We start from the raw sequence: 18258 nt of genomic DNA, 5'->3' as shown, positions 1-18258 counted from the left end.
CCATTTGTATGAAGGAGCTTCCGGAGCGCGGAGCGGAAGAACGGCCCTAGGACCAAGATAACCGGCTGCGCCATCCGTTAAGGACGATGCGCGTTTAGTAAACTGAGCTGCTGACAGAACCGAGCTAAAGCGAGTCTTGGATAAGTCAAAAAGCCCGCTTCCCTTCAGGGAAGCGGGCCGATAAGCCAAATACGGGCTGGTGCGGTCATGCAGCGCCTTACAGCTTGTAAATGTCCGAATACTTCGTGCGGAGGTAGTCGACCAGATACTGCGGATTGAGCTCCTCGCCGGTTACCTCGAGTACCAGCTCGTTCGGTGTCCGGCTTTTGCCGTACTTGTAGATTTTATCCGTAAGCCACGCCTTGATCGGCAGCAGATTGCCCTCGCTCACCAGCGCGTCGATGTCGCCGAGGTCCTTCTGCAGTGCGCGCGTGAACTGTGCGGCATACATGTTACCGAGCGCATAAGACGGGAAGTAGCCGAACGCCCCGCCGGACCAGTGCACATCCTGCAGCACCCCTTCGCCGTTATTCGAAGGCTCGATGCCGAGGTATTCACGGTACTTGGCGTTCCACAGCTCCGGCAGGTCCGCCACCTTCGCTTCGCCGCTGAACAGCGCCTTCTCGATCTCGTAGCGGATCATGATATGCAGGTTGTAGGTGAGCTCGTCGGCCTCGATGCGGATCAAGGACGGTTTCACTTCGTTGGTCGCGCGGTAGAACCCTTCGGCAGTCACGTCGTCGAACTGCCCCGGGTAGGTCTTCTGGACCTCGCCGAAGTAGCGGCTCCAGAACGGCCGGCTGCGGCCGATGACGTTCTCCCAGAAGCGCGACTGGGACTCATGGATGCCCATCGACGTGCCGGTGCACAGCGGGGTGCCGAGCAGCTCCTCCGAGATATTCTGTTCGTAGAGCGCATGGCCGCCTTCGTGAATCGTACCGAACAGCGCGCTGTTCACGTCATCGGTGAGATAGCGCGTCGTGATCCGGACGTCGCCGGGGTTCAGGCCTGTGGCGAACGGATGCACCGTCTCGTCCAGCCGGCCCGCTTCGAAGTCATAGCCCATCTGCTCCAGTATGTATAAGCTGAACCGCTTTTGTTTTTCCTTTTCGAACGTCTGCTTCAGGAAGCCGGTGTCCGGCTGGTGGGCCGACTTCTGAATTTCGGCGAGCAGCGGCACGACTTGGGCGCGCAGGGCGCCGAACACTTCGTCGAGCTTCTCTACCGTCATGCCCGGTTCGTACATGTCGAGCAGTGTATTGTATTTGTGGCCCTCATAGCCCCACAGCTCCACGAACTCCAGGTTGGTCTGGACGATCTTCTCCAGGTAAGGCCGGAACGAGTCCCAGTCGGAGCTGTGTTTGGCGTCTTCCCAGGCCGCTTCCGCCTGTGAGGTCAGCACCACATACGCCTGGTATTTGTCCGGCGGGATCTTCCGGCTGCGGTCATACTCCCTCTGGCACTCCCGGACGATCCGACGGTCCGTATCGCCGAGGTCCTTGCTGCCCTCCGGCGAGGTGAAGTGCTCGATATAGGCCCCCATCTCGTCCGAAACGGACATTTTGAACAGCTCGCCCGACAGCTCGCCCACCACTTCCGACCGGTTCTCGATGCCCTTCTTGGGCGCTCCGGTCCGCATATCCCAATAGATGAGGCCGATCGCTTCCTCATAGCTCTTCATCTTCTTCAGGTACTTCTTGAACTGTTCCCACGTAATCGGCCGGCTCAAGGTTGTCATGCAGTCACTCTCCTCTCATCGGTATACCCTGATGATACTCCCATGGGAAGGGGGAAGCAAATTCTCGCGGAATGAGGTAAAATGGATGGTGTAACACGGAAATCAAGAGTGTAATAGAGATAGAGGAGGGATTCCCATGAGCATTCAATTTACGGAAGCGGCGCAGTCCGCCATCGCGAAGGTGCGCGGCAGCCAGGGATATATCAAGCTTGCTTACGATTCGGAAGGATGCGGGTGCTCGGTCAGCGGCGTGCCTACGCTGTGGATCGTGGATGAGGCCGGACCGTTCGATCTCGTCAAGCAGGGCGAGCCGTTCGACGTGCTGATGGAGCAGAAGCATGAGGTGTTCTTCGAGGATGCGATGAAGGTCGACTATCAGGAGATCGGCCACATCTTCTCCCTGAAGAGCAGCGGCCAGATCTACAATGCGAGAATGCAGCTCGTCGACAAGCGGAAGCAGCCGGTGGGACGGCAGGCGGAATAACGGGCTGCAGCGCGGCTGGCCCGCACGTTCTCTGACGGGGACAAGTGCGTGAGCCTGCAACATAATGAAATCTGTTGATCGTTCCCTTGGGCGGCGCTCAGGGGACAACAAAAAGACGCCTTCGGACCGCAGCGCGGCCTGAAGGCGTCTTTTTGTTGTCCGCAGTTGTGACCCGACCCGCATCTTGGCATGAGGCGGGACGGCCGGGCGGAAAATCCGTGTTGGCAGGTAGTAAGGCGGTGCTTCTTCTCACGCAGCACGGAAAATCCGTGTTAGCCCGCCTGCCTCGGGCGACAAAGCGCAAACGGGTTATTCCCCTGCTGAGGCGCTGTCTTCCGTCTTCTTGGCGTATCCGTCCACGACCAGATCGAGCCGTCCCGTGACCGGGTCGATGACCAGGCCGTGCACCGGGATATCCGGCACCAGCGGATGGTGGTTGATGAGGCTGACGCTGCCCTTCACGCTGTCCGTCACATCATTGAAGCCTTTGAGCCAGCGGTTGATATCAACGCCGGAGTATTCCAGCGTCTGCAGCGTATCGCTCTTGACGCCTCGCGCAACGAACTTGTCTTTCATCTTCTCGGGGTTGACGCTGCTCATGCCGCAGTCGTAGTGCCCGATGACATATACTTCCTCGGCACCGAGCTCATAGATTGCCACAATGATGCTTCGCATAATGCCGCCGAACGGCGTGGACACGAAGCCGCCCGCCGCCTTGATCATTTTGACGTCGCCGTTCTTGATATTCATACAAGCCGGAAGCAGTTCGACCAGCCGCGTATCCATGCAGGTCAGCACGACGATTTTCTTTTCAGGGAATTTGGATGTGAGATAAGGTTCGTATTTCTTTTGTTCCACAAAAGAGCGGTTAAACTCCAGAATGTCTCCGAGCAGACCGGACATATAATTCTACCTCCCGAATGTGTTGTTCTCTATGTAAGGACTACCAGACCCAGCCCGGGATGGGCAGTTCCCTGATAGGATTAGAGAGATTGTACCTTCCCTGCACGCCCCCGGGCAAGTCCTAATTTTCAATTCGGACAAATAAATCCTACTCAGGCCTCAGTTCCACCGCCCGTTCCGCGATGTTCCGGCGTATGCAGCGGGAACGCCACACGGAACGCCGTTCCCACTCCCGGCACGCTCTCCGCCGTAATCAGCCCGTTCATGCCGCCGACCAGATGCTTCACGATCGTGAGGCCGAGTCCGGTACCCTCTTCCCCGCCGGTCCGGGAGGCATCCGCCTTGTAGAAGCGGTCCCAGATCCGGGACAGCTCCTCCTCCGACATGCCGATGCCGGTATCGCGGACATAGACGGCCGCCTCCCCCTCCTCGGCTTGAAGCTCTACCGTGATCGTCCCGCCCTCAGGGGTAAAACGGATCGCGTTATAGATCAGGTTGAGCAGCACCTGGGAGAAGCGGTCCGGATCAAGCTCGCACCGCAGTTCCGCCGCGGAGCGCGAAGGCGCGCTCATGACCAGCACAAGCCCCTTCTCTTCCGCATCCGGGCGGACCAGCTCCAGTGTCTGCCGGACATGCTCCAAGACCTTAACCGGCCGAAGCCGGAACACATCCGTACCGTTCTGGATCCGCGCCAGATCGAGCAGATCGTTCACGAGCCGCTGCAGCCGCTGCACCTCCCCGTCACAGATGCGCAGGTAATGCGACACCTTGTCCGGCGGGATGATGCCGTCATTCATCGCAACGATCAGCCCGCGCAGGGAAGTCAGCGGCGAGCGGAGCTCATGCGACACATGGGCCAGGAACTCCTGGCGCGTATCCTCCCACTGCTGAAGCTGGTCGACCATGAAGTTGAAGGAGCCGGCCAGCTCGCCGACCTCATCCCGCGAGGTGACGGGGCACCCGCGTGGTGAAGTCGCCGTCGGCCACCTCCAGCGCCGCACGGCTCATCCGCTGCAGCGGCCCGGCCAGCTTGCGGGAGAGAATGAAGAGGATCGCGCCGACGGCGATCATCGAGAAGAGCAGCGGCACGAGGATGTTGAGCCGCACGGCGGAGAGCGCTTCACTCACCTCGAGGGCCGGCATCAGCATCAGGATGACGATGGGCTCGCCGTGCAGCTCGGCCGGCGTATAGTACACGAGCAGGCTCTCGTCCGCCGGGCCGACCAGGCCCAGGCGGTCCGGCAGCGGCACCGGGTTCCCCGGAGCCGCGCCGGGCGCTGCAGCCGTTGTCTCCGCAGGCGCAGCGCCGCTCCGGCCGGCCTCCTGGCGCCCCGGATCGGTGCCCGTACCCGCAGCCGCATTGTTCTCGGGCGGGGAACCGCTCCGGCTGCCCCCGCTCCCTCCACCGCCGCCTCCGCCCTGGCCGAACGGCGGCACGACCGAGCCGCCGCCCACCGGGAAAGGCTCGCCCTTCAGCGTCGCGGCGTAGAACCCGCTGCCGCCGTTCAGCCCGTCAGCGAAGAGGCCCTTCAGCTCCTCGGGCAGTGTCGAGCCCTCCCGCTCGGACGAGCCGCTGAGCACGGTTCCCTTGGCGTCGACCAGCCAGATCATGCCGTTGAAGCCGCGGGCGATGATCCGGGTGCCGAAGCGCATCTCCCGGTTGGAGACGGAGCCGTCTTCATACGACGGCAGCAGCTTCACCACCTCGGCCGACCGGGAACGGAGCAGCTCCTTTTTGTCCTTATAGAAGAAGTCGGTGAAGTAGGAATTCCAGAACAGCGCCAGACCACCGAAGAACAGGATGCAGGTGGCCAGGAACGACAGGAAGATCTGGATGTACAGGCTCCGCATCCAACGGCCGAGGAAGCGCCCGATCATGCTTCCCGCACCTCGAAGGAGTAGCCGATGCCCCACATCGTCTGGATGCTCCACCGGTAGCCCGAACCGAGCTTCTTGCGCAGATTCTTGACATGGGCGTCGACCGTACGGGTTCCCCCGTTGAAGTCAAAGCTCCAGACGAAGCCGAGCAGGTCCTCCCGCGTATACACCCTGCCGGGGCTTGAAGCGAGAAAATACAGCAGCTCCATCTCCTTGGCCGTCAGCTCCACGCGGCTGCCGTCCACCGTCACCTTGTACTGCTCGAGATCGACGGTCAGGTTGTCGACGCGCAGCGTCTTCTGCCCGGCTTCCGGGATGGGGGCCTGCCGGGGAGCCTGGGCCCGGCGGAGCACCGCCTTGATCCGCGCCACGAGCTCGTTCGGGTCGAAGGGCTTTACGATGTAATCGTCCACGCCGAGCTGGAAGCCGCGCAGCTTGTCGATCGACTCGCCCTTCGCGGTCAGGAAGATCACGGGGGTCGAGCCGGCAGGCTCCGGCAGCTCCCGGATGCGCGAACAGATTTCGAAGCCCGAGAGTCCGGGCAGCATGACGTCCAGCAGGATAAGGTCCGGGGCAACCGTCGGCACCGCCTCGGCGATGCCGTCTCCGCGTTCACGCAGGATCGGCTCGTACCCCGCATGCTCCAGGTACAGGCGGATCACCTCCGCAATATGCCGCTCGTCTTCCACCACGAGGATGACGGGCGGGTGCCCGCTGACTTCCCCGCTCATGCGCCTTCCCCCCGCTTCTCCTGGCGCTGCTTCCGCTGCCGCTCCCGCTCCTCGACGACGCCGCTTCGGTCACGAAGCGTGTGCTTGTGGATCAGGTAGCGGTCCGACAGGTCGCTCGGCTGTCCCCAACGCTCCCAGGAGGCGCCGCTCGTTTCCTCACAGGCCCGCAGCAGAGCTTGGTCGGCCAACGGAATGTCGAGATCCGCGTACACGAATGCGGCCGGATCTCCAAGCTCGACGAGCCTGGCGCCCATCAGCCGCTGCAGTTCCACTTCTGCGATGCCAAGCTCCGCGGCCGCTCCGCTCCCGAGCCGGCGGATGGCACCGGAGAGCATTTTGACCGCGCCCGCGAGGTTGCCGCGCCGCTGGTGGTACAGCGACACGGCCAGCTGGATCAGCCCGACATACGCCTCGCCGTCCGCTTCCCCGGGATGCTCCTTCCAATATTCCTCGAGCACCTCATGGCACTCGAAATAGTCGCGCTCCGCATGAAAATGAACGAGGTAGCGCACATAGGCATCCGGATAGCGGCGGCCGCCGTTTCCGGAAAGCCCCGGGCTGTCCGCCGTTCCGTTAGAGTTGTCTGTCATCATATCCGTCCTCTTTCCAAGCCATAATGATATCGGGATCCCTACCTGCTTCTCTCTTCATTGTAGCAAGTTCATGCCGATTTCGAAACTTTATGAAAAAATCGGGTTAACTTTTGAAACCGGTGCCTACATTAATACGTAGAACATAACGTAGACAAAAAAACGTCCTAGATGGAGGAAACACATCATGTGGAAAAAATTATCAATGATTCTGATGGCATGCACCATCGCCTTTTCTTTCTCGGCAGCCGGAACGGCGGATGCGGCGAAGTACAAGTCCCCGAAGAAGAGCTACGCCCCAAGCAACGGAGCTACGACAACAACGCCGAACGCCGGCGTGAATAAAGCCGACCCGGCCGCTTCCAAGTCCCCAGCAGCCGGTGCCGCAGCCACGCCTCAGAAGCGCGGATTCTTCAGCGGCGGCGGCCTGATGAAAGGCCTCATGATCGGCGGTCTCGCCGGCCTGCTCTTCGGCGGATTGTTCGGCGGCCTCGGCATTCTCGGCAACATTCTCGGCCTGCTCGTCAACGTGATCGCGATCGTCGCCCTGATTGCCATCGCGGCACGCGTCTTCGTTTACTTCCGCGACCGCAAGAAGTTCAAGGAAGAGCCGCGGCGCTACTAATCCGGGGGGCGGGGACTGACGAGCATGAGACTGAACGAACAGGATATCATTAACGCGATCTGTCTGCATACGGCAGAGCGCAAAGGCATCCAGCCGAAGCAGGTGGAAGTGTCGCTGGAATACGACGATGACCTAGGCTTCTCTGCCGAGGTCACGGCGGAAGGCCGCAGCCAGATTCTGATTGCGGCCAACATGCTGGAAGCCATCGAGCGGTATCTCTTTCAGCACCAGGGGGTCCGCGTCTTCCGCGACCAGATCCACCTGCGGCTCGAGGACGAGATCGTAGCCGACATTTCACGCTGACCGGCAGAAAGCTCTCCCTGCAAAGCCCGTTCCAAGCTCACTTGGAACGGGCTTTTTTGTCATGGGTGCGTCTCTAGGATTTACCGTGCAACTTCCACGCCTCTCTCTGCGTTTAATAGAGTAGACTTACTAGAGAAAGAGGCGATTTCCACTTGAAGCGCAAGACCCTGATCTCCATGTCCCTCTTCGCCATGCTCTTCTCGTCCGCCGGCTCCGTTCATGCAGCCGACAAGACGACCAAATACCGTGTTTATCAAGACCAGCAGGTTCTGATGGAAACCGCCTCTTACGCCGAAGCCGAAGCTTATGCCCGTTGGTTCGCCGACAGCCGCGTGGAAGAAATCGGCTCGCGCAAGTGGCTGTGGCACAATTATCCGAAATACCGGGTCTACCAGAACGGCGCCTCCCTGCCCCAGTGGAAGTTCGCTTCCCTGGAAGCGGCCGTCGCCGAAGCCTCAAAGTGGGGCCACGCCAGTGTACGTGATCTGGAATCCGGCGGATGGGTTTGGAACAACTACCCAAAGTATCGCCTGTACCAGGGCGAAATCACGCTGGATGCATGGGCGTTCCCGACGCTGGAGGCGGCAGTCGCCGAAGCGCGGCGCTGGGGCAATGCGCACATCATTGACCTGTCGACCCACGGCTGGGTATGGGACAACATCCCCGCCGGCCGCAAAGCGGAGCTCCGGCAGGGCCCTAAGCTGTATCAGCTTTACCAGGGAAGCTATACCAGCGAAGCCTGGACCTTTGCCTCCCTGGAAGACGCCGTAAACGCCTCCCTCTACTGGAGCAACTCGGAAGTACGCCGGACGGACAGCGGCAAGGTCGTGCACTCCAATGTGAAGCCGTACAAGGTATATCAATTCGATAAGGAGATCGGCTCCTTCCTCGGCCTGGAGCAGGCGATCGCTTATGCCCAGGCCTATGATCATACCCGCATCACCGAACGCCCGGAGGGCTCCTCCACTGCACGGACCATCTGGAATAATTATCCTTACTATCAGGTCTACCAGAACAACCAATGGATAGCAGACTTCCAAACGATCGGCGGAGCTCTCGCCTACGCTTCGCGTTACAGCAGCGCTTCCATCCGACTGTATGACGACGGTTCGGTCATTTGGGACAACCTCAAAGACCTGCAGTTCTGGGGCTGGAACGGCAGCTCGAGCGACACTACGATCCGCAGCCATGTCTCCGGGACGCAGGGACTCGACGTCGTCTCCCCAACGTACTTTCAGCTGCAGGATACGTCCGGCGGATTAGCGGACACGTCCAACGCGGCGACCGTAGCCTGGCTCAAAGAGCAGGGCTACTCGGTGCATCCGCTGGTGGCGAACCAGTTCGACAGCAAGCTCACGACCGGCTTCCTCGCGTCGGCTGAAGCCCGCGCGAAGTTCATCGACGCGCTGGTCTCCCGTGCGGTGAAGCTGGGTGTAGACGGGCTCAACATTGACTTCGAGAGCGTCTCCGGCAGCGACCGCGCAGCCTTCACGAAGTTCATGGAGGAGCTGACCGCCAAGGCGCATGAGCAGAAGCTGACGATCTCGGTCGACCTGCCGCGCGGCAGCGCCAAGTGGAATGCCAAGACGGCGTTCGACCATGAGAAGCTCGCTGGCATAGTCGACTATGTAATCACGATGACCTATGACCAGCACTGGAAGGGCAGCACGGAACCCGGTTCGGTAGCCGGTCTGCCTTGGGTCGAAGAAGGCATCCGGGAATTCCTGGCTTACGGCATTCCGCGGGACAAGCTGATCATCGGCATCCCCTTCTATGTCCGGGAGTGGAAGATCGATGCCGCGGGCAAGCTGGAAAGCAACCGGGCCCTGCTGATGAAGGACCTCCCGGCCCTGATCGAATCGAAGAAGGCGGTCCGTACCTATGATGCCCGCTTCGGCCAGGATAAAGTAGAATACACCGAGAACGGCGCACGTTATGTGTTCTGGATGGAAGACGAGTCTACGGTCAAGGCCCGCATTGATCTTGCGAAGAAGTATGATCTCGCCGGTGTGGCCGCCTGGCGTCTTGGTTACGATCCGTCCAGCCTATGGAGCATGATGCTTCAGCAGAAATAATACGTCTGAACCAAAAAGCTGATGTTCGCCTTGGCGGAGATCGGCTTTTTTGCTTTTCTTACCAGGTTACCGGGTAAAGTCGTATCGCAGAAACTGCCTAAGCCCCCCTCCCTGAGGAGGAAGAAGATCGGGGCCATGGCCGATGTCATCGGCGGCATCCCGGCCCGGACCAACGAGCCAAAACAAAAAGAGATGACATCTGCGTGTCATCCCTTGGGTATTGTACTATTCTGTTAGGTTTCCCGTGTTATGCGAACGACGGTTTCTTTCGATCCACTTCCCCGCTGAGCACCTTCACATACTCCTGGTCCGCCCCTTCAACCGAAGGCCCGATGAAGATGATCCCGTTCCTGCTGCGCCTTCTCACGCTCTGATAAGCGCCTCGCTTGTCCGTCCTGAGGCTCTTGAACCCCGGAAGACTGCGGCTGATCCTGCTCTGCGACGGCGTCCCCTGCTGCTCCGGCCTGCTGTTGCGGTTCATACGGAATCACCTCCAATCAGATGGTCAATGGTTCGGAGTAAGTCGATATTGTCCGTCACCGTCCGGGTCAGGCGGTCATCCGTCAGCTCATCGCGTCCCGCAAAATGCACCGATAATGTATGCTCTGTCCCTAAAGGATAGCACAGCACATAAACCTGCGCAAGCTCCTGGCGCTTGAAGAACGTCCACTTTCCGCTCAGGAACACATCGAGGACATAGATAATTTGATCTCCCTCCGACTTTTGCCTGTTGGCATCAAAGGGGAAAAACCGGCCCTTTCCCACGTTACCTCCCACCTGGCCGATCCCCTCACCGGCCTGCTTCTGCCAGAAGGCGGCTCCGGTGACGCGGAATCCGTCCGGAGGCAGAATCGAGTTTCGCACCGCCTCGCTCAATGCCATATATTTCTCCGCCGCATCCGCGGCCGTCACGTGGCGGTTGTATTCCCAGAAGAAATGAAGCAGGCTCTGCTTTTGGAGCAGCTCGGCTTCCTTGGCAAGCAGAAGCTCCCTGGGATCTTGGTACGCTCCCTGCTGCCGGATGTTCCGGATGATCTCCCGGCAGGCCACCGACACGGCCGCCTCGAAATTGTCGTCCGTCCGGATCTCATATCGCAGCAGAGTAAGCCCCTGCAGGTCGGATAAGATGTGAAACTGCTTCACCGTCTCCCCTTGGATCAGATCGTCCCGTTCCCTGACTTCGCCCGGTATTACGGCATAGACGCGGCTGCGCCCAAGCCTTCCCCAGAACAAGCCCATTTCGAACAGCGTATTGTCCCGCGTAATGAAGACATATTGGCTGCGGTGCAGGGCAACATCATCCGGAGCAAAGACAAACACGCCGAAGTCATTGTCGTTCAGCTCCCTCTCCAGCGCTTCCATCGTATACTCTCCGCCTCTGAAGGCGCCGGCGTACCAGGGAGTGACCTGAGTATCATAGCTCAGCTGGGCATGCATGGCGCTGGCAAGCTCCATCGCTTCCCTGGAGGAGCCGATGAAGGTGTTCGGTTTCGTTTTCATTGGAGTAGACAAAGTGATCATAGCTCCTCGCATGCACGATTGTTCCTGGCTATTATACTATGGAATGCTGCCTAGCAGAAGTTGGAAGTCATACGGATTAACGTTACACCAACACCCGCCGCGGCTCATCCGGAGACATCGCCATTCACCTGCCGCCGAAGCTTCTGCGGAATCGGCGAAGAGCCCGTACTTAACCAAGCGTGCGGGCTAGCCTCCCCTGGTACCACGGACCCTTCCGGGGCTGGAGAACCGGGGACTATGCTGAGTTATCGGTCCGGCAGCAGGTGAAGAATCATGAACTAAGCCGTCAAAATCAGCGGCTGCCCCCGGGTGATAACAATGGTATGCTCGAACTGGGCAATATAGCTTTGGCGGTCCGGAGGGATCAGGCTCCAGCCGTCCTTGTCCTCGATCACGATCTCGGCGGGCAGAAGACAAAAAAACCGCTGCCGGACAGGCAGCGGGGAACCATATGCCATAGCGTCAAGCCGTAGCCGTATAAGCTTCGACATGATTACGCTGCTTCTTCGCGTTATACAGCGCGCGGTCGGCCTGTTCGATCAGCTCCGTCGGCTCGTGGGGCAGCGGAGACTTCAGCGAAGCCACGCCGAGCGAGATCGTGACCACCTCGCCGATCCGGGACTTCGGATGCGGGAGACCCGCCGCCTCCACCGCCTTCCGCAGATGCTCTGCCACCACCAGCGCCCCTTCGAGATCCGTATGGGGCAGCAGTACGGCGAACTCTTCGCCTCCGAAACGGGCGACAAGATCCGTCTCCCGGAGCAGGTTGTCCCGCAGGATCGCGGCCACCTTTTTGAGACATTCGTCTCCGCTCAAGTGCCCGAACGTATCGTTATACGCCTTGAAATAGTCGATGTCAAGCAGAATCATCGAGATCGGACTTTCGGTTCGGGCCGCCCGCCTCCACTCGCTCCGCAGGGTGTTATCGAAGCGCCGGCGGTTCGGGATCTGGGTCAGCCCATCCTGCTCGGCCTGATGCAGCAGCTTCTTGTTGACCTCGGTCAAGGCCAGCTCCGCCTGCTTGCGTTCGGAGATATCCCGGGTTACCACAACCACGGTCTCTCCTTCCGATTCGGAGTGCACCTTGCGGCTCTTCGACTCGACCCATACATAGGTGCCGTCCTTGCGGCGCATCCGGTAGGTGACGGATTCCACCGCCGATGCCTCCCAGATCTTTTGATGTGTAAGACCGACCGGCTGCAGATCTTCCGGATGAATGAAATCAAAGGCACATCGATTAAAAAGCTCTTCCGGTTCATAGCCGAACAGCGCAGAGCTCGCCGGCGTCACCATTTTGTAGACGGCACCGCGGTCATGGACGGAGATCATATCCGAAGAGCTCTCCGTCAGGAAGCGGTACTTCTCCTCGCTCGCCCGCAGCAAGGCCTCGGCCTGAAGCTGTACCGTAATATCCTTCGCCACGCAGAAGGCGCCGGTAATGTCGCTCCCGGAGTAGATCGGGATCACCGAATTATACAGCCGCCGCAGCTGTCCTTCTTTGGTGATGACCGTAATCTTAAACTCATCGGCTTGTCCGTTCTTCAGCCGTCCCAAGGCAGTCTCCAGTCTTCCCCAGTCGTCAGGGTGCAGCAGCTTATCATACCTCAGGCTGATGAACTCTTCGAGCGTATACCCTGTATCGCTTAGACAGACGGCATTCGCGGACGTATAATGGCCCTGCAGATCGAAGGTGCACACGGCATGCAGATGGTGGTCGAACAGGGACTTGAACTTTTGCTCGCTCGCCTCCAGCAGATCGATCTTGCATCGGACCGTCTCGGCCATTTCGTTCATGGCGTCCATCAGAATGCGGTACTCCTGCGGGGCTTTCTCGAACTGCGAATCGGGCTGCGGCTTTCCGTAGGAACCGCGGCGGATAGACTGCGCCCGCTCCAGTAGCACCTTCAGCGTCCCGGCAAGCCGGTGCTCGACGATTTTGACGAAGAACAGCGCCGCGGCCAGGATAATGAAGAAGCCGAGCACCGCCTGATTCAGAAGATCGTGAAACATGCCGCGAAACAGCATCTTCTGGTCCACCTCGCCGACAAGCAGCCACTTGCCGTGATTCACCCAGACATAGCTTCCATAGACCTCTTGACCTTTATAGTCACGGTAAGATTCCTCCGGCAGCTGGTGTTTCAGCGCATCCTGATAAATCTCCGTGTCAATCGCCAGGCGGGATTCCCCCGGCCCCGGCCAAGCCGCTGCAGCTCCTGGGTATGTCGGAAGTCGGACAGCATGGTCCCCCCAGATCCACCAGATACGAATCGCTGCCAGGAGTTGGGGGCTGCAGCGTTGCGAGAAGACGGTCGATGACCTCGAGCTTCACCGAGCCGAGCAGCAGACCAGTAACGGTTCCACTTTCATCGCGGACAGGAGTCGAGAAAAAAATCAGCGGCTCGTTCGTCGATTTGGCCATGGTGAGATCGCTGATATGCTCCTGCCCGTTCAAGGCGTCAAGAAAATAAGGCCTGTCGATCACAGGTACCCAGTCCTGGATCCCTTGATCCGAGCTGGCCGCCAGCTCCCCGCCGCGGTCAACGAAATGGATTTTATCGAATATGCCCCAGGTATCCCTGGCTGAGCCGGAGCAGTGCTCCCGCTTGGGCCTGGTCCGCCTGCTTGAATTCCCTCATCAGGGCCAGCAGCCGAAGATCGGTCAAGCGGCTCTCCAGCCACCGTTCAATATACTGCGCTTTCAGGGACAGATTCGTTTCGAGGGAACGGCGCCCCTGCTGTTCGAGGCGCTGTCCTTCCGTAAATACGGTAATGGATGAATAACTAAGGGTCACCAGCACAATGGTGAGGAGCCCGCCCAGCCGGAGCTGATTTTTCATAGAAGTCAGTAGGTTCATCGGAATCCTTCCAGTATGGGACGTTTAACTGCATACGCTATATTTCGACATTATACGACATAATCCTGCTGATCCGATGAAAAAAAACCAAGGAGTGCTCTCCCCGGTTTTGGTTTAGACTACGATTGTCTGTGCGTAATCGAAAGTTATCCCTGCAGCTCGCCCGGCTTCGTTTTGTTTCCGTACAGCAGACCGAACAGCCCGAACACCATCGAAGGATGAAGCTTTCTTCCGAAATTGATGAGGCAGATGAGCTGCAGCATCAGCACAGGCAGAATTCCGCCCTGATAAGCCAAATATTTGGGGACCCAGTCCGGATGAAACTTGCCTTTAAACTCGCGAAGCCCCTTGAACTTGTAAAAGGCATTCCCGTATTCATACATATGCTTCGCCATCTTCTCTCCGGAGGTCGCACAGGGGGTCTGCCCTACTCCGGCCAGCGGGGCCATGCCCATGCTGCACTTCGCATAGCCTTGTTCCTTCGCCCAGAAGAACACCGAGAGGAACAGCATGTCCATGGTGCCGTGCGGCGAATCGGCCGTATGCCGCATGAGATCGATCACGATGGTCCGCTGCGCCGCCTCACCGCCTCCTCCGATCGTAGCGAAGGCGACCATGCGGCCGTCGGGAGCGTACAGTGCGGCTACCGGATGGGACGCCACATAATCCCGCGTAAAAAAGCCGACCGAGTAGTTCTTCTCCTGCCGTTTGCCGAGCCACGAGTCAGAAACCTTCTCGAGCTCCGACAGGAACGCACCGGTGAACGGAGGAAGCTGTACCTCGAAGCGGTACCCGCTTCGTTCGAACTTGTTCTTGCGGGTGCGCAGCTTGCTGCCCTTCTTGCCTGCCAAATCGAAGGAAGCGAGGTCGAGCACGGCTTCCTCGCCCAGCTTGAAGAAGCGGTACCCTTCGTCTTCATACATGTGCTTATACTGCGGGGAAACCTGATAGAACACCGCCCTGCCGCCTCGGCCGGCACAGTAGGCCTTGAATTCTTTCAAGGCCTCCCCGATCCGGTCCTGCGCGCCGATCGGGTCGCCCAGCACGAAGTAATGGCTGCCCATCCTCTTGTAAGAAATGAGCGCCTGCTTGTCTTGAGTCCAGTAAATCTCTTTATCCTGCAGAAGGATCAGATGGGAGAGCGTGCTGCCTCCATGACGGGCGATAAAATCCCGGACCTCCCGATAATCCACACGAGGGTCCGAGGGTGCAGACAATTCCGGATGCAGAGCTTGCATGCCATCCTCCTTATTATCATCACGAATAAGATCTGTTACGAGTCATATGCTTATGGGACACACCATGCCGGGATCCATCCTCACAGCTACAAACCTATCACACGGACATGGGCAGGGTCGATAGAAGCCTTGTGGTAAAATCATTAGGATGTACCAGCGCTTCTGACAGGAGCCTCCTCCGCATATACATAGGCTGTCCCATGCCCTTGTGCGGGCCGGGACGCATGCTGACGGGAAGGTGGTAAGCTGCCCGATGTCCCTGTCCCTCTTGTCCCCGCACGCGCTGGCGGCCGGCGCCGTCTGTATGGGGATCTGCCTGGCCGGAACGGCCGCGGGAGGCCTGCTTGCCTATGCGCTCGGCCGGACGCAGGCCCGGCTGTTCCCCCTCCTGATCGCCATGTCCGCGGGCATGATCTTCGCCATGCTCGTGCTGGATGTCCTGCCGGAGAGCGTCCGGCTGGGCGGCTGGCTGCCCACCGCCGGCGGCATCCTGGCCGGCTGGTTCCTCGCCCGGGTGCTGGACCGCTGGGTGCACGGCCGCTACGCCCATGCCAGAGGTCAAGGGCGGGAGAGCTTCCTTCACTCGTCCGGCCTCCTCGCCCTGGCGCTCGCCCTGCATAACTTCCCGGCGGGATTCGCCCTGGGCGGCTCCATGGGCAGCGCACCCGAGCTCAGCCGTTCGATCTCCTGGGCCCTTGGGCTGCATTCCGTGCCGGAGGGCATTGCGCTCGGCCTGCCCTTCGCCGCAGCGCGGCGCTCTCCGCTGAAGCTGGCGGGATTGATCTTCTGGATCTCGCTGCCCACCCTGCTCGGCGCTGCGGCCGGCCGGTCGCTGGGAAGCCTGCCGCCGGCCGGGCTGTCGCTCATGCTGGGAATGGCGGGCGGCACGATCCTGTATGTCGTGGTCGTTGAGTTCACCCTGCCTGTGCTCTCCCGGATCTCGCAGACAGCGGGCCTGACCGCCTGGGCCGCCGGCGCCTGCATCGGTGTGCTGTGCCTGCTTGCGGCGTAAGCCCCTGGTCTGCCCTGGCAAGCCGGCGGCTGGCTTTTGCGTGCATTGTATCACGAATCCGGCCTTCCGCACTGTGATCAAAGCTACGTCCCCGTCCATCCGAGTGAAAACGCAAAAAAGGCGCATGCTCCTTGGGCATGCGCCTTACAGACCGGTCATCCGGTCTTCTTTGTTTTTTCTTATACTCCCATGGCTGTCCCTTAAGCCGTATCCCGCTGTCGCCCGCATCACAGAACCGGCTATGGCATATTCCCGCCCCTGCGGACATACAATGGAAATCACGTCCCTCTTCGGGACCCATCATGCGAAGGAAGCGAAAGGTGAACAAGATATGACGATGTGGGAAAGTGAATTCATGCAGGGCCGGCTCCGGATTGCCATGAATCCGACCAACGAAAGACTCCTCTTCGAAATTTCCTCCCCTGCCGGAGAGGCTGCGCCTCTCTCCCTGGAAATGAACCAATCCGAAATGTTCGAACTGCTCCATGTCTTCCTTCAGCTCAACCGGTCGTTCAACCGGGAAACCATGTACTTCGACGAACTGGAAGCTCCGCATTCCCTCTCCCGTTATGCCGCTGGAGATTGACTCCGGCGCGTGGATGGACTTCCTTACGGGTATTCCACTGTGCCCATCCCCTGCAGGGCCTCCAGCCTCAGCAGAAACACCGTTCCGCCGCCCGGGGCCGGTTCGAACTCCACCGTGCCTCCGTGCGCCGTCATGATCTCCCGGACAATGGCCAGCCCGAGACCCGTTCCGCCGATCTTGCGGCGGTCGGAATTGTCCACCCGGTAGAACTTCGAGAACAGCTTCTCCCGGGCTTCCTGCGGGATGCCGAGCCCCTCGTCCCTCACCCGGATGCACGCCATGCCGTCGATCTCTTCCAGCGACAAGTGCACAAGCTCCTTGCCCGGAGAGTACTTGAAGGCATTCGATACGAGATTATGCAGCGCCTGCTTCATCCTGTCGCTGTCGGCCAGGGCATACACCCTCTTCTCCGGACAGTGCAGCAGCAGCCGGTGCGTCGGATGGTCCCGCCAGGAATCGGCCACCTCTTCCACCAGCTGCCCCAGGTTCACCGCCTCGAACACATACTGCTGCTTGCCCGATTCCATCTTCTGCAGGTCGAGCAGGTCGTTCAGCAGCTGAGTCAACCGTTCGGCCTCCCGGTGGATCGTCTCCAAATAACGCATCCGCTTCTCTTCCGTCGGCCGGCGGTCGAGCAGAATCTCCACGAAGCCCATAATGCTCGTGAGCGGAGTGCGCAGCTCGTGGGAAACCACGGAGATGAACTCGCTCTTCATCCGGTCGATCCGCTCTTCTTCCGTCCGTTCGCGGATGCTGAGGTAGACGAGCCGTTCGCCCGGCTGCTCCCCCTCTGCCAGAATACCCGACACCTGGAAGTCCTTCCGCTCCTCCCCTGGCATCTGGCTCGAGAACCGCTCCAGGAAGGAAGATTCCCTGCCTTCGAGCAGGGCCTTGATCTTCTCCGGCAGTGCGCTCCCGGTCACCTGACCGGCCTGCAGCAGCCCGTCGACGAAAGCGTGTACGTTACCGTACAGCTCGGGATTCACGAGGAACGATTCGAGCAGCCGCTTGTTGTGCAGCAGGATGCGCCCGCTGCTGTCACACAGCAGCTTGCCCTCGAAGGGCTCGTCGAAGGCGCTGCGGATGAGATCCCGCTGCGCCTCGATCGTCTGCTTCTCCTTCAGCAGCTCCCGGGTGAGCGCCTCCTTGTCCCGCAGGTCGCGGCGAAGCTCGATCTCCGTCATCACCCATGCCGCAAAATCGCACAGCTGGCCGACCTGGAGTTCGCTGAACCGGCGCGGCTTCGAATCCATGACGCAGAGCGTGCCGAGCACGTTCCCCTTCGACGACACCAGCGGCGCACCCGCATAGAACCGGAGACCGTAGCTGTGCACCAGCGGATTCTCCGCGAACCGGGGGTCCGCCAGCGTATCTTCCACCACGATCGCCTCTTTGGCCGCGACGACATATTGGCATAAGGAGTGCTCCCGTTCGGTGGACCGGGCCTCCTTGAGGTCCTCGGGCAGCCCGACACAGGACTTGAACCACTGTTTGTCTTCGGTAACCAGGCTGATCAGACTCCCCGGCACATCGAATACCTGGGAGACCAGCTTCGTGATCCGGTCGAAGGAGGGCTCCGGACCCGTCCCGACGATATCGAGTTCCCTCAGTTCCTGTAATCTGCGCTGTTCGTCCTCCCATGAGGAATAGATGATGGTAGGTTTCATGAGGTTGGTTCGCCCGCTCTCCCTAGGATACGTTTCGTAATCGTAAGTATTC

Annotated in this window: 20 protein-coding genes; 6 read left to right on the top strand and 14 right to left on the bottom strand. The window is 59.8% G+C overall.

The features are described 5' to 3' along the window. Positions 1–217: 217 nt before the first annotated feature. Positions 218–1738 (bottom strand): carboxypeptidase M32, encoded by a 1521-nt coding sequence (locus PM3016_RS15490; protein WP_014370085.1) that lies wholly within the window; start codon positions 1736–1738, stop codon positions 218–220. A gap of 136 nt (positions 1739–1874) precedes the next feature. Here PM3016_RS15490 and PM3016_RS15485 point away from each other — a divergent pair, with 136 nt between their 5' ends. Beyond that, the gene (locus PM3016_RS15485) at positions 1875–2222 is read left to right on the top strand and encodes an iron-sulfur cluster biosynthesis family protein (RefSeq protein WP_014370084.1); all 348 of its coding nucleotides are present in this window, start codon (positions 1875–1877) and stop codon (positions 2220–2222) included. 309 nt (positions 2223–2531) lie between these two features. On the opposite strand, the gene PM3016_RS15480 is transcribed toward PM3016_RS15485, so the two are convergent. The 5 genes from PM3016_RS15480 to PM3016_RS15465 form a co-directional block, all read right to left on the bottom strand. Further along, entirely contained in the window at positions 2532–3125 is a 594-nt protein-coding gene (locus PM3016_RS15480) for a beta-class carbonic anhydrase (protein ID WP_013916600.1), read from the bottom strand. 152 nt (positions 3126–3277) lie between these two features. Continuing rightward, positions 3278–4126 (bottom strand): HAMP domain-containing sensor histidine kinase, encoded by an 849-nt coding sequence (locus PM3016_RS40780; RefSeq protein WP_274380001.1) that lies wholly within the window; start codon positions 4124–4126, stop codon positions 3278–3280. Beyond that, positions 4062–5003, bottom strand: coding sequence for a HAMP domain-containing protein (locus tag PM3016_RS40775; protein WP_274380000.1), 942 nt, complete (start codon positions 5001–5003; stop codon positions 4062–4064). The genes PM3016_RS40780 and PM3016_RS40775 overlap by 65 nt, the downstream gene beginning before the upstream one ends. Next, complete coding sequence (locus tag PM3016_RS15470) at positions 5000–5734, bottom strand: response regulator transcription factor (RefSeq protein ID WP_013916598.1); 735 nt, start codon at positions 5732–5734, stop codon at positions 5000–5002. Before PM3016_RS15470 ends, PM3016_RS40775 begins: the two co-directional genes overlap by 4 nt. Beyond that, complete coding sequence (locus tag PM3016_RS15465; protein WP_041619130.1) at positions 5731–6327, bottom strand: DUF309 domain-containing protein; 597 nt, start codon at positions 6325–6327, stop codon at positions 5731–5733. Before PM3016_RS15465 ends, PM3016_RS15470 begins: the two co-directional genes overlap by 4 nt. Positions 6328–6511: 184 nt before the next feature. Between PM3016_RS15465 and PM3016_RS15460 the strand changes: the two genes are divergently transcribed. The 3 genes from PM3016_RS15460 (at position 6512) to PM3016_RS15450 (ending at position 9327) form a co-directional block, all read left to right on the top strand. Then, entirely contained in the window at positions 6512–6949 is a 438-nt protein-coding gene (locus PM3016_RS15460) for a hypothetical protein (RefSeq protein WP_013916596.1), read from the top strand. A gap of 24 nt (positions 6950–6973) precedes the next feature. After that, positions 6974–7252 carry a YxcD family protein gene (locus PM3016_RS15455; RefSeq protein WP_013916595.1) on the top strand — a complete coding sequence of 93 codons (279 nt, stop codon included), beginning with the start codon at positions 6974–6976 and terminating at the stop codon, positions 7250–7252. 152 nt (positions 7253–7404) lie between these two features. Continuing rightward, positions 7405–9327, top strand: a complete 1923-nt coding sequence (locus tag PM3016_RS15450; RefSeq protein ID WP_014370082.1) for a glycosyl hydrolase family 18 protein — start codon at positions 7405–7407, stop codon at positions 9325–9327. 247 nt (positions 9328–9574) lie between these two features. Here the strand turns inward: PM3016_RS15450 and PM3016_RS15440 are convergent, their stop codons facing one another. The 7 genes from PM3016_RS15440 to PM3016_RS15410 all read right to left on the bottom strand — a co-directional run bounded on the left by PM3016_RS15440 (position 9575) and on the right by PM3016_RS15410 (position 14941). Continuing rightward, a complete protein-coding gene (locus tag PM3016_RS15440) occupies positions 9575–9808 on the bottom strand; it encodes a hypothetical protein (protein ID WP_013916592.1) in 234 nt (77 codons plus the stop codon). Then, on the bottom strand, positions 9805–10839 hold the full coding sequence (locus PM3016_RS15435) for a TIR domain-containing protein (protein WP_014370081.1): 1035 nt from the start codon (positions 10837–10839) through the stop codon (positions 9805–9807). The genes PM3016_RS15440 and PM3016_RS15435 overlap by 4 nt, the downstream gene beginning before the upstream one ends. Positions 10840–11126: 287 nt before the next feature. Further along, a complete protein-coding gene (locus PM3016_RS39675) occupies positions 11127–11339 on the bottom strand; it encodes a methionine aminopeptidase (protein WP_014370080.1) in 213 nt (70 codons plus the stop codon). Next, positions 11311–12918 carry a diguanylate cyclase gene (locus PM3016_RS36770; protein ID WP_238540517.1) on the bottom strand — a complete coding sequence of 536 codons (1608 nt, stop codon included), beginning with the start codon at positions 12916–12918 and terminating at the stop codon, positions 11311–11313. The genes PM3016_RS39675 and PM3016_RS36770 overlap by 29 nt, the downstream gene beginning before the upstream one ends. 94 nt (positions 12919–13012) lie before the next feature. Further along, positions 13013–13330, bottom strand: coding sequence for a cache domain-containing protein (locus tag PM3016_RS39670; RefSeq protein ID WP_041619128.1), 318 nt, complete (start codon positions 13328–13330; stop codon positions 13013–13015). Between the two features lie 70 nt (positions 13331–13400). After that, a complete protein-coding gene (locus PM3016_RS39665) occupies positions 13401–13703 on the bottom strand; it encodes a hypothetical protein (protein ID WP_238540516.1) in 303 nt (100 codons plus the stop codon). A 146-nt stretch (positions 13704–13849) separates the two neighbouring features. Next, on the bottom strand, positions 13850–14941 hold the full coding sequence (locus PM3016_RS15410) for a phosphatidylglycerol lysyltransferase domain-containing protein (protein WP_014370079.1): 1092 nt from the start codon (positions 14939–14941) through the stop codon (positions 13850–13852). Positions 14942–15194: 253 nt separating this feature from the next. Between PM3016_RS15410 and PM3016_RS15405 the strand changes: the two genes are divergently transcribed. Continuing rightward, a complete protein-coding gene (locus PM3016_RS15405; protein ID WP_013916586.1) occupies positions 15195–15953 on the top strand; it encodes a ZIP family metal transporter in 759 nt (252 codons plus the stop codon). A gap of 331 nt (positions 15954–16284) precedes the next feature. After that, positions 16285–16539, top strand: a complete 255-nt coding sequence (locus tag PM3016_RS15400; RefSeq protein ID WP_236628693.1) for a hypothetical protein — start codon at positions 16285–16287, stop codon at positions 16537–16539. 23 nt (positions 16540–16562) lie between these two features. On the opposite strand, the gene PM3016_RS15395 is transcribed toward PM3016_RS15400, so the two are convergent. Further along, on the bottom strand, positions 16563–18206 hold the full coding sequence (locus tag PM3016_RS15395) for a GAF domain-containing sensor histidine kinase (RefSeq protein ID WP_014650823.1): 1644 nt from the start codon (positions 18204–18206) through the stop codon (positions 16563–16565). Between the last annotated feature and the right edge of the window lie 52 nt (positions 18207–18258).

The sequence above is a fragment of the Paenibacillus mucilaginosus 3016 genome (assembly GCF_000250655.1).
In the GTDB taxonomy this organism is placed as follows: Bacteria; Bacillota; Bacilli; order Paenibacillales; family NBRC-103111; genus Paenibacillus_G; species Paenibacillus_G mucilaginosus.
This window is presented reverse-complemented; position numbering and strand designations above follow the sequence as displayed.

Coding starts and splice junctions, on each gene's coding strand:
- PM3016_RS15470 (WP_013916598.1), bottom strand. CDS start 5,734: ATGAGCGGGGAAGTCAGCGGGCACCCGCCCGTCATCCTCGTGGTGGAA.
- PM3016_RS15480 (WP_013916600.1), bottom strand. CDS start 3,125: ATGTCCGGTCTGCTCGGAGACATTCTGGAGTTTAACCGCTCTTTTGTG.
- PM3016_RS15455 (WP_013916595.1), top strand. CDS start 6,974: ATGAGACTGAACGAACAGGATATCATTAACGCGATCTGTCTGCATACG.
- PM3016_RS15465 (WP_041619130.1), bottom strand. CDS start 6,327: ATGATGACAGACAACTCTAACGGAACGGCGGACAGCCCGGGGCTTTCC.
- PM3016_RS40775 (WP_274380000.1), bottom strand. CDS start 5,003: ATGATCGGGCGCTTCCTCGGCCGTTGGATGCGGAGCCTGTACATCCAG.
- PM3016_RS15460 (WP_013916596.1), top strand. CDS start 6,512: ATGTGGAAAAAATTATCAATGATTCTGATGGCATGCACCATCGCCTTT.
- PM3016_RS39675 (WP_014370080.1), bottom strand. CDS start 11,339: ATGTCGAAGCTTATACGGCTACGGCTTGACGCTATGGCATATGGTTCC.
- PM3016_RS15440 (WP_013916592.1), bottom strand. CDS start 9,808: ATGAACCGCAACAGCAGGCCGGAGCAGCAGGGGACGCCGTCGCAGAGC.
- PM3016_RS15485 (WP_014370084.1), top strand. CDS start 1,875: ATGAGCATTCAATTTACGGAAGCGGCGCAGTCCGCCATCGCGAAGGTG.
- PM3016_RS15405 (WP_013916586.1), top strand. CDS start 15,195: ATGTCCCTGTCCCTCTTGTCCCCGCACGCGCTGGCGGCCGGCGCCGTC.
- PM3016_RS39665 (WP_238540516.1), bottom strand. CDS start 13,703: ATGAACCTACTGACTTCTATGAAAAATCAGCTCCGGCTGGGCGGGCTC.
- PM3016_RS15395 (WP_014650823.1), bottom strand. CDS start 18,206: ATGAAACCTACCATCATCTATTCCTCATGGGAGGACGAACAGCGCAGA.
- PM3016_RS15400 (WP_236628693.1), top strand. CDS start 16,285: ATGACGATGTGGGAAAGTGAATTCATGCAGGGCCGGCTCCGGATTGCC.
- PM3016_RS15410 (WP_014370079.1), bottom strand. CDS start 14,941: ATGCAAGCTCTGCATCCGGAATTGTCTGCACCCTCGGACCCTCGTGTG.
- PM3016_RS15490 (WP_014370085.1), bottom strand. CDS start 1,738: ATGACAACCTTGAGCCGGCCGATTACGTGGGAACAGTTCAAGAAGTAC.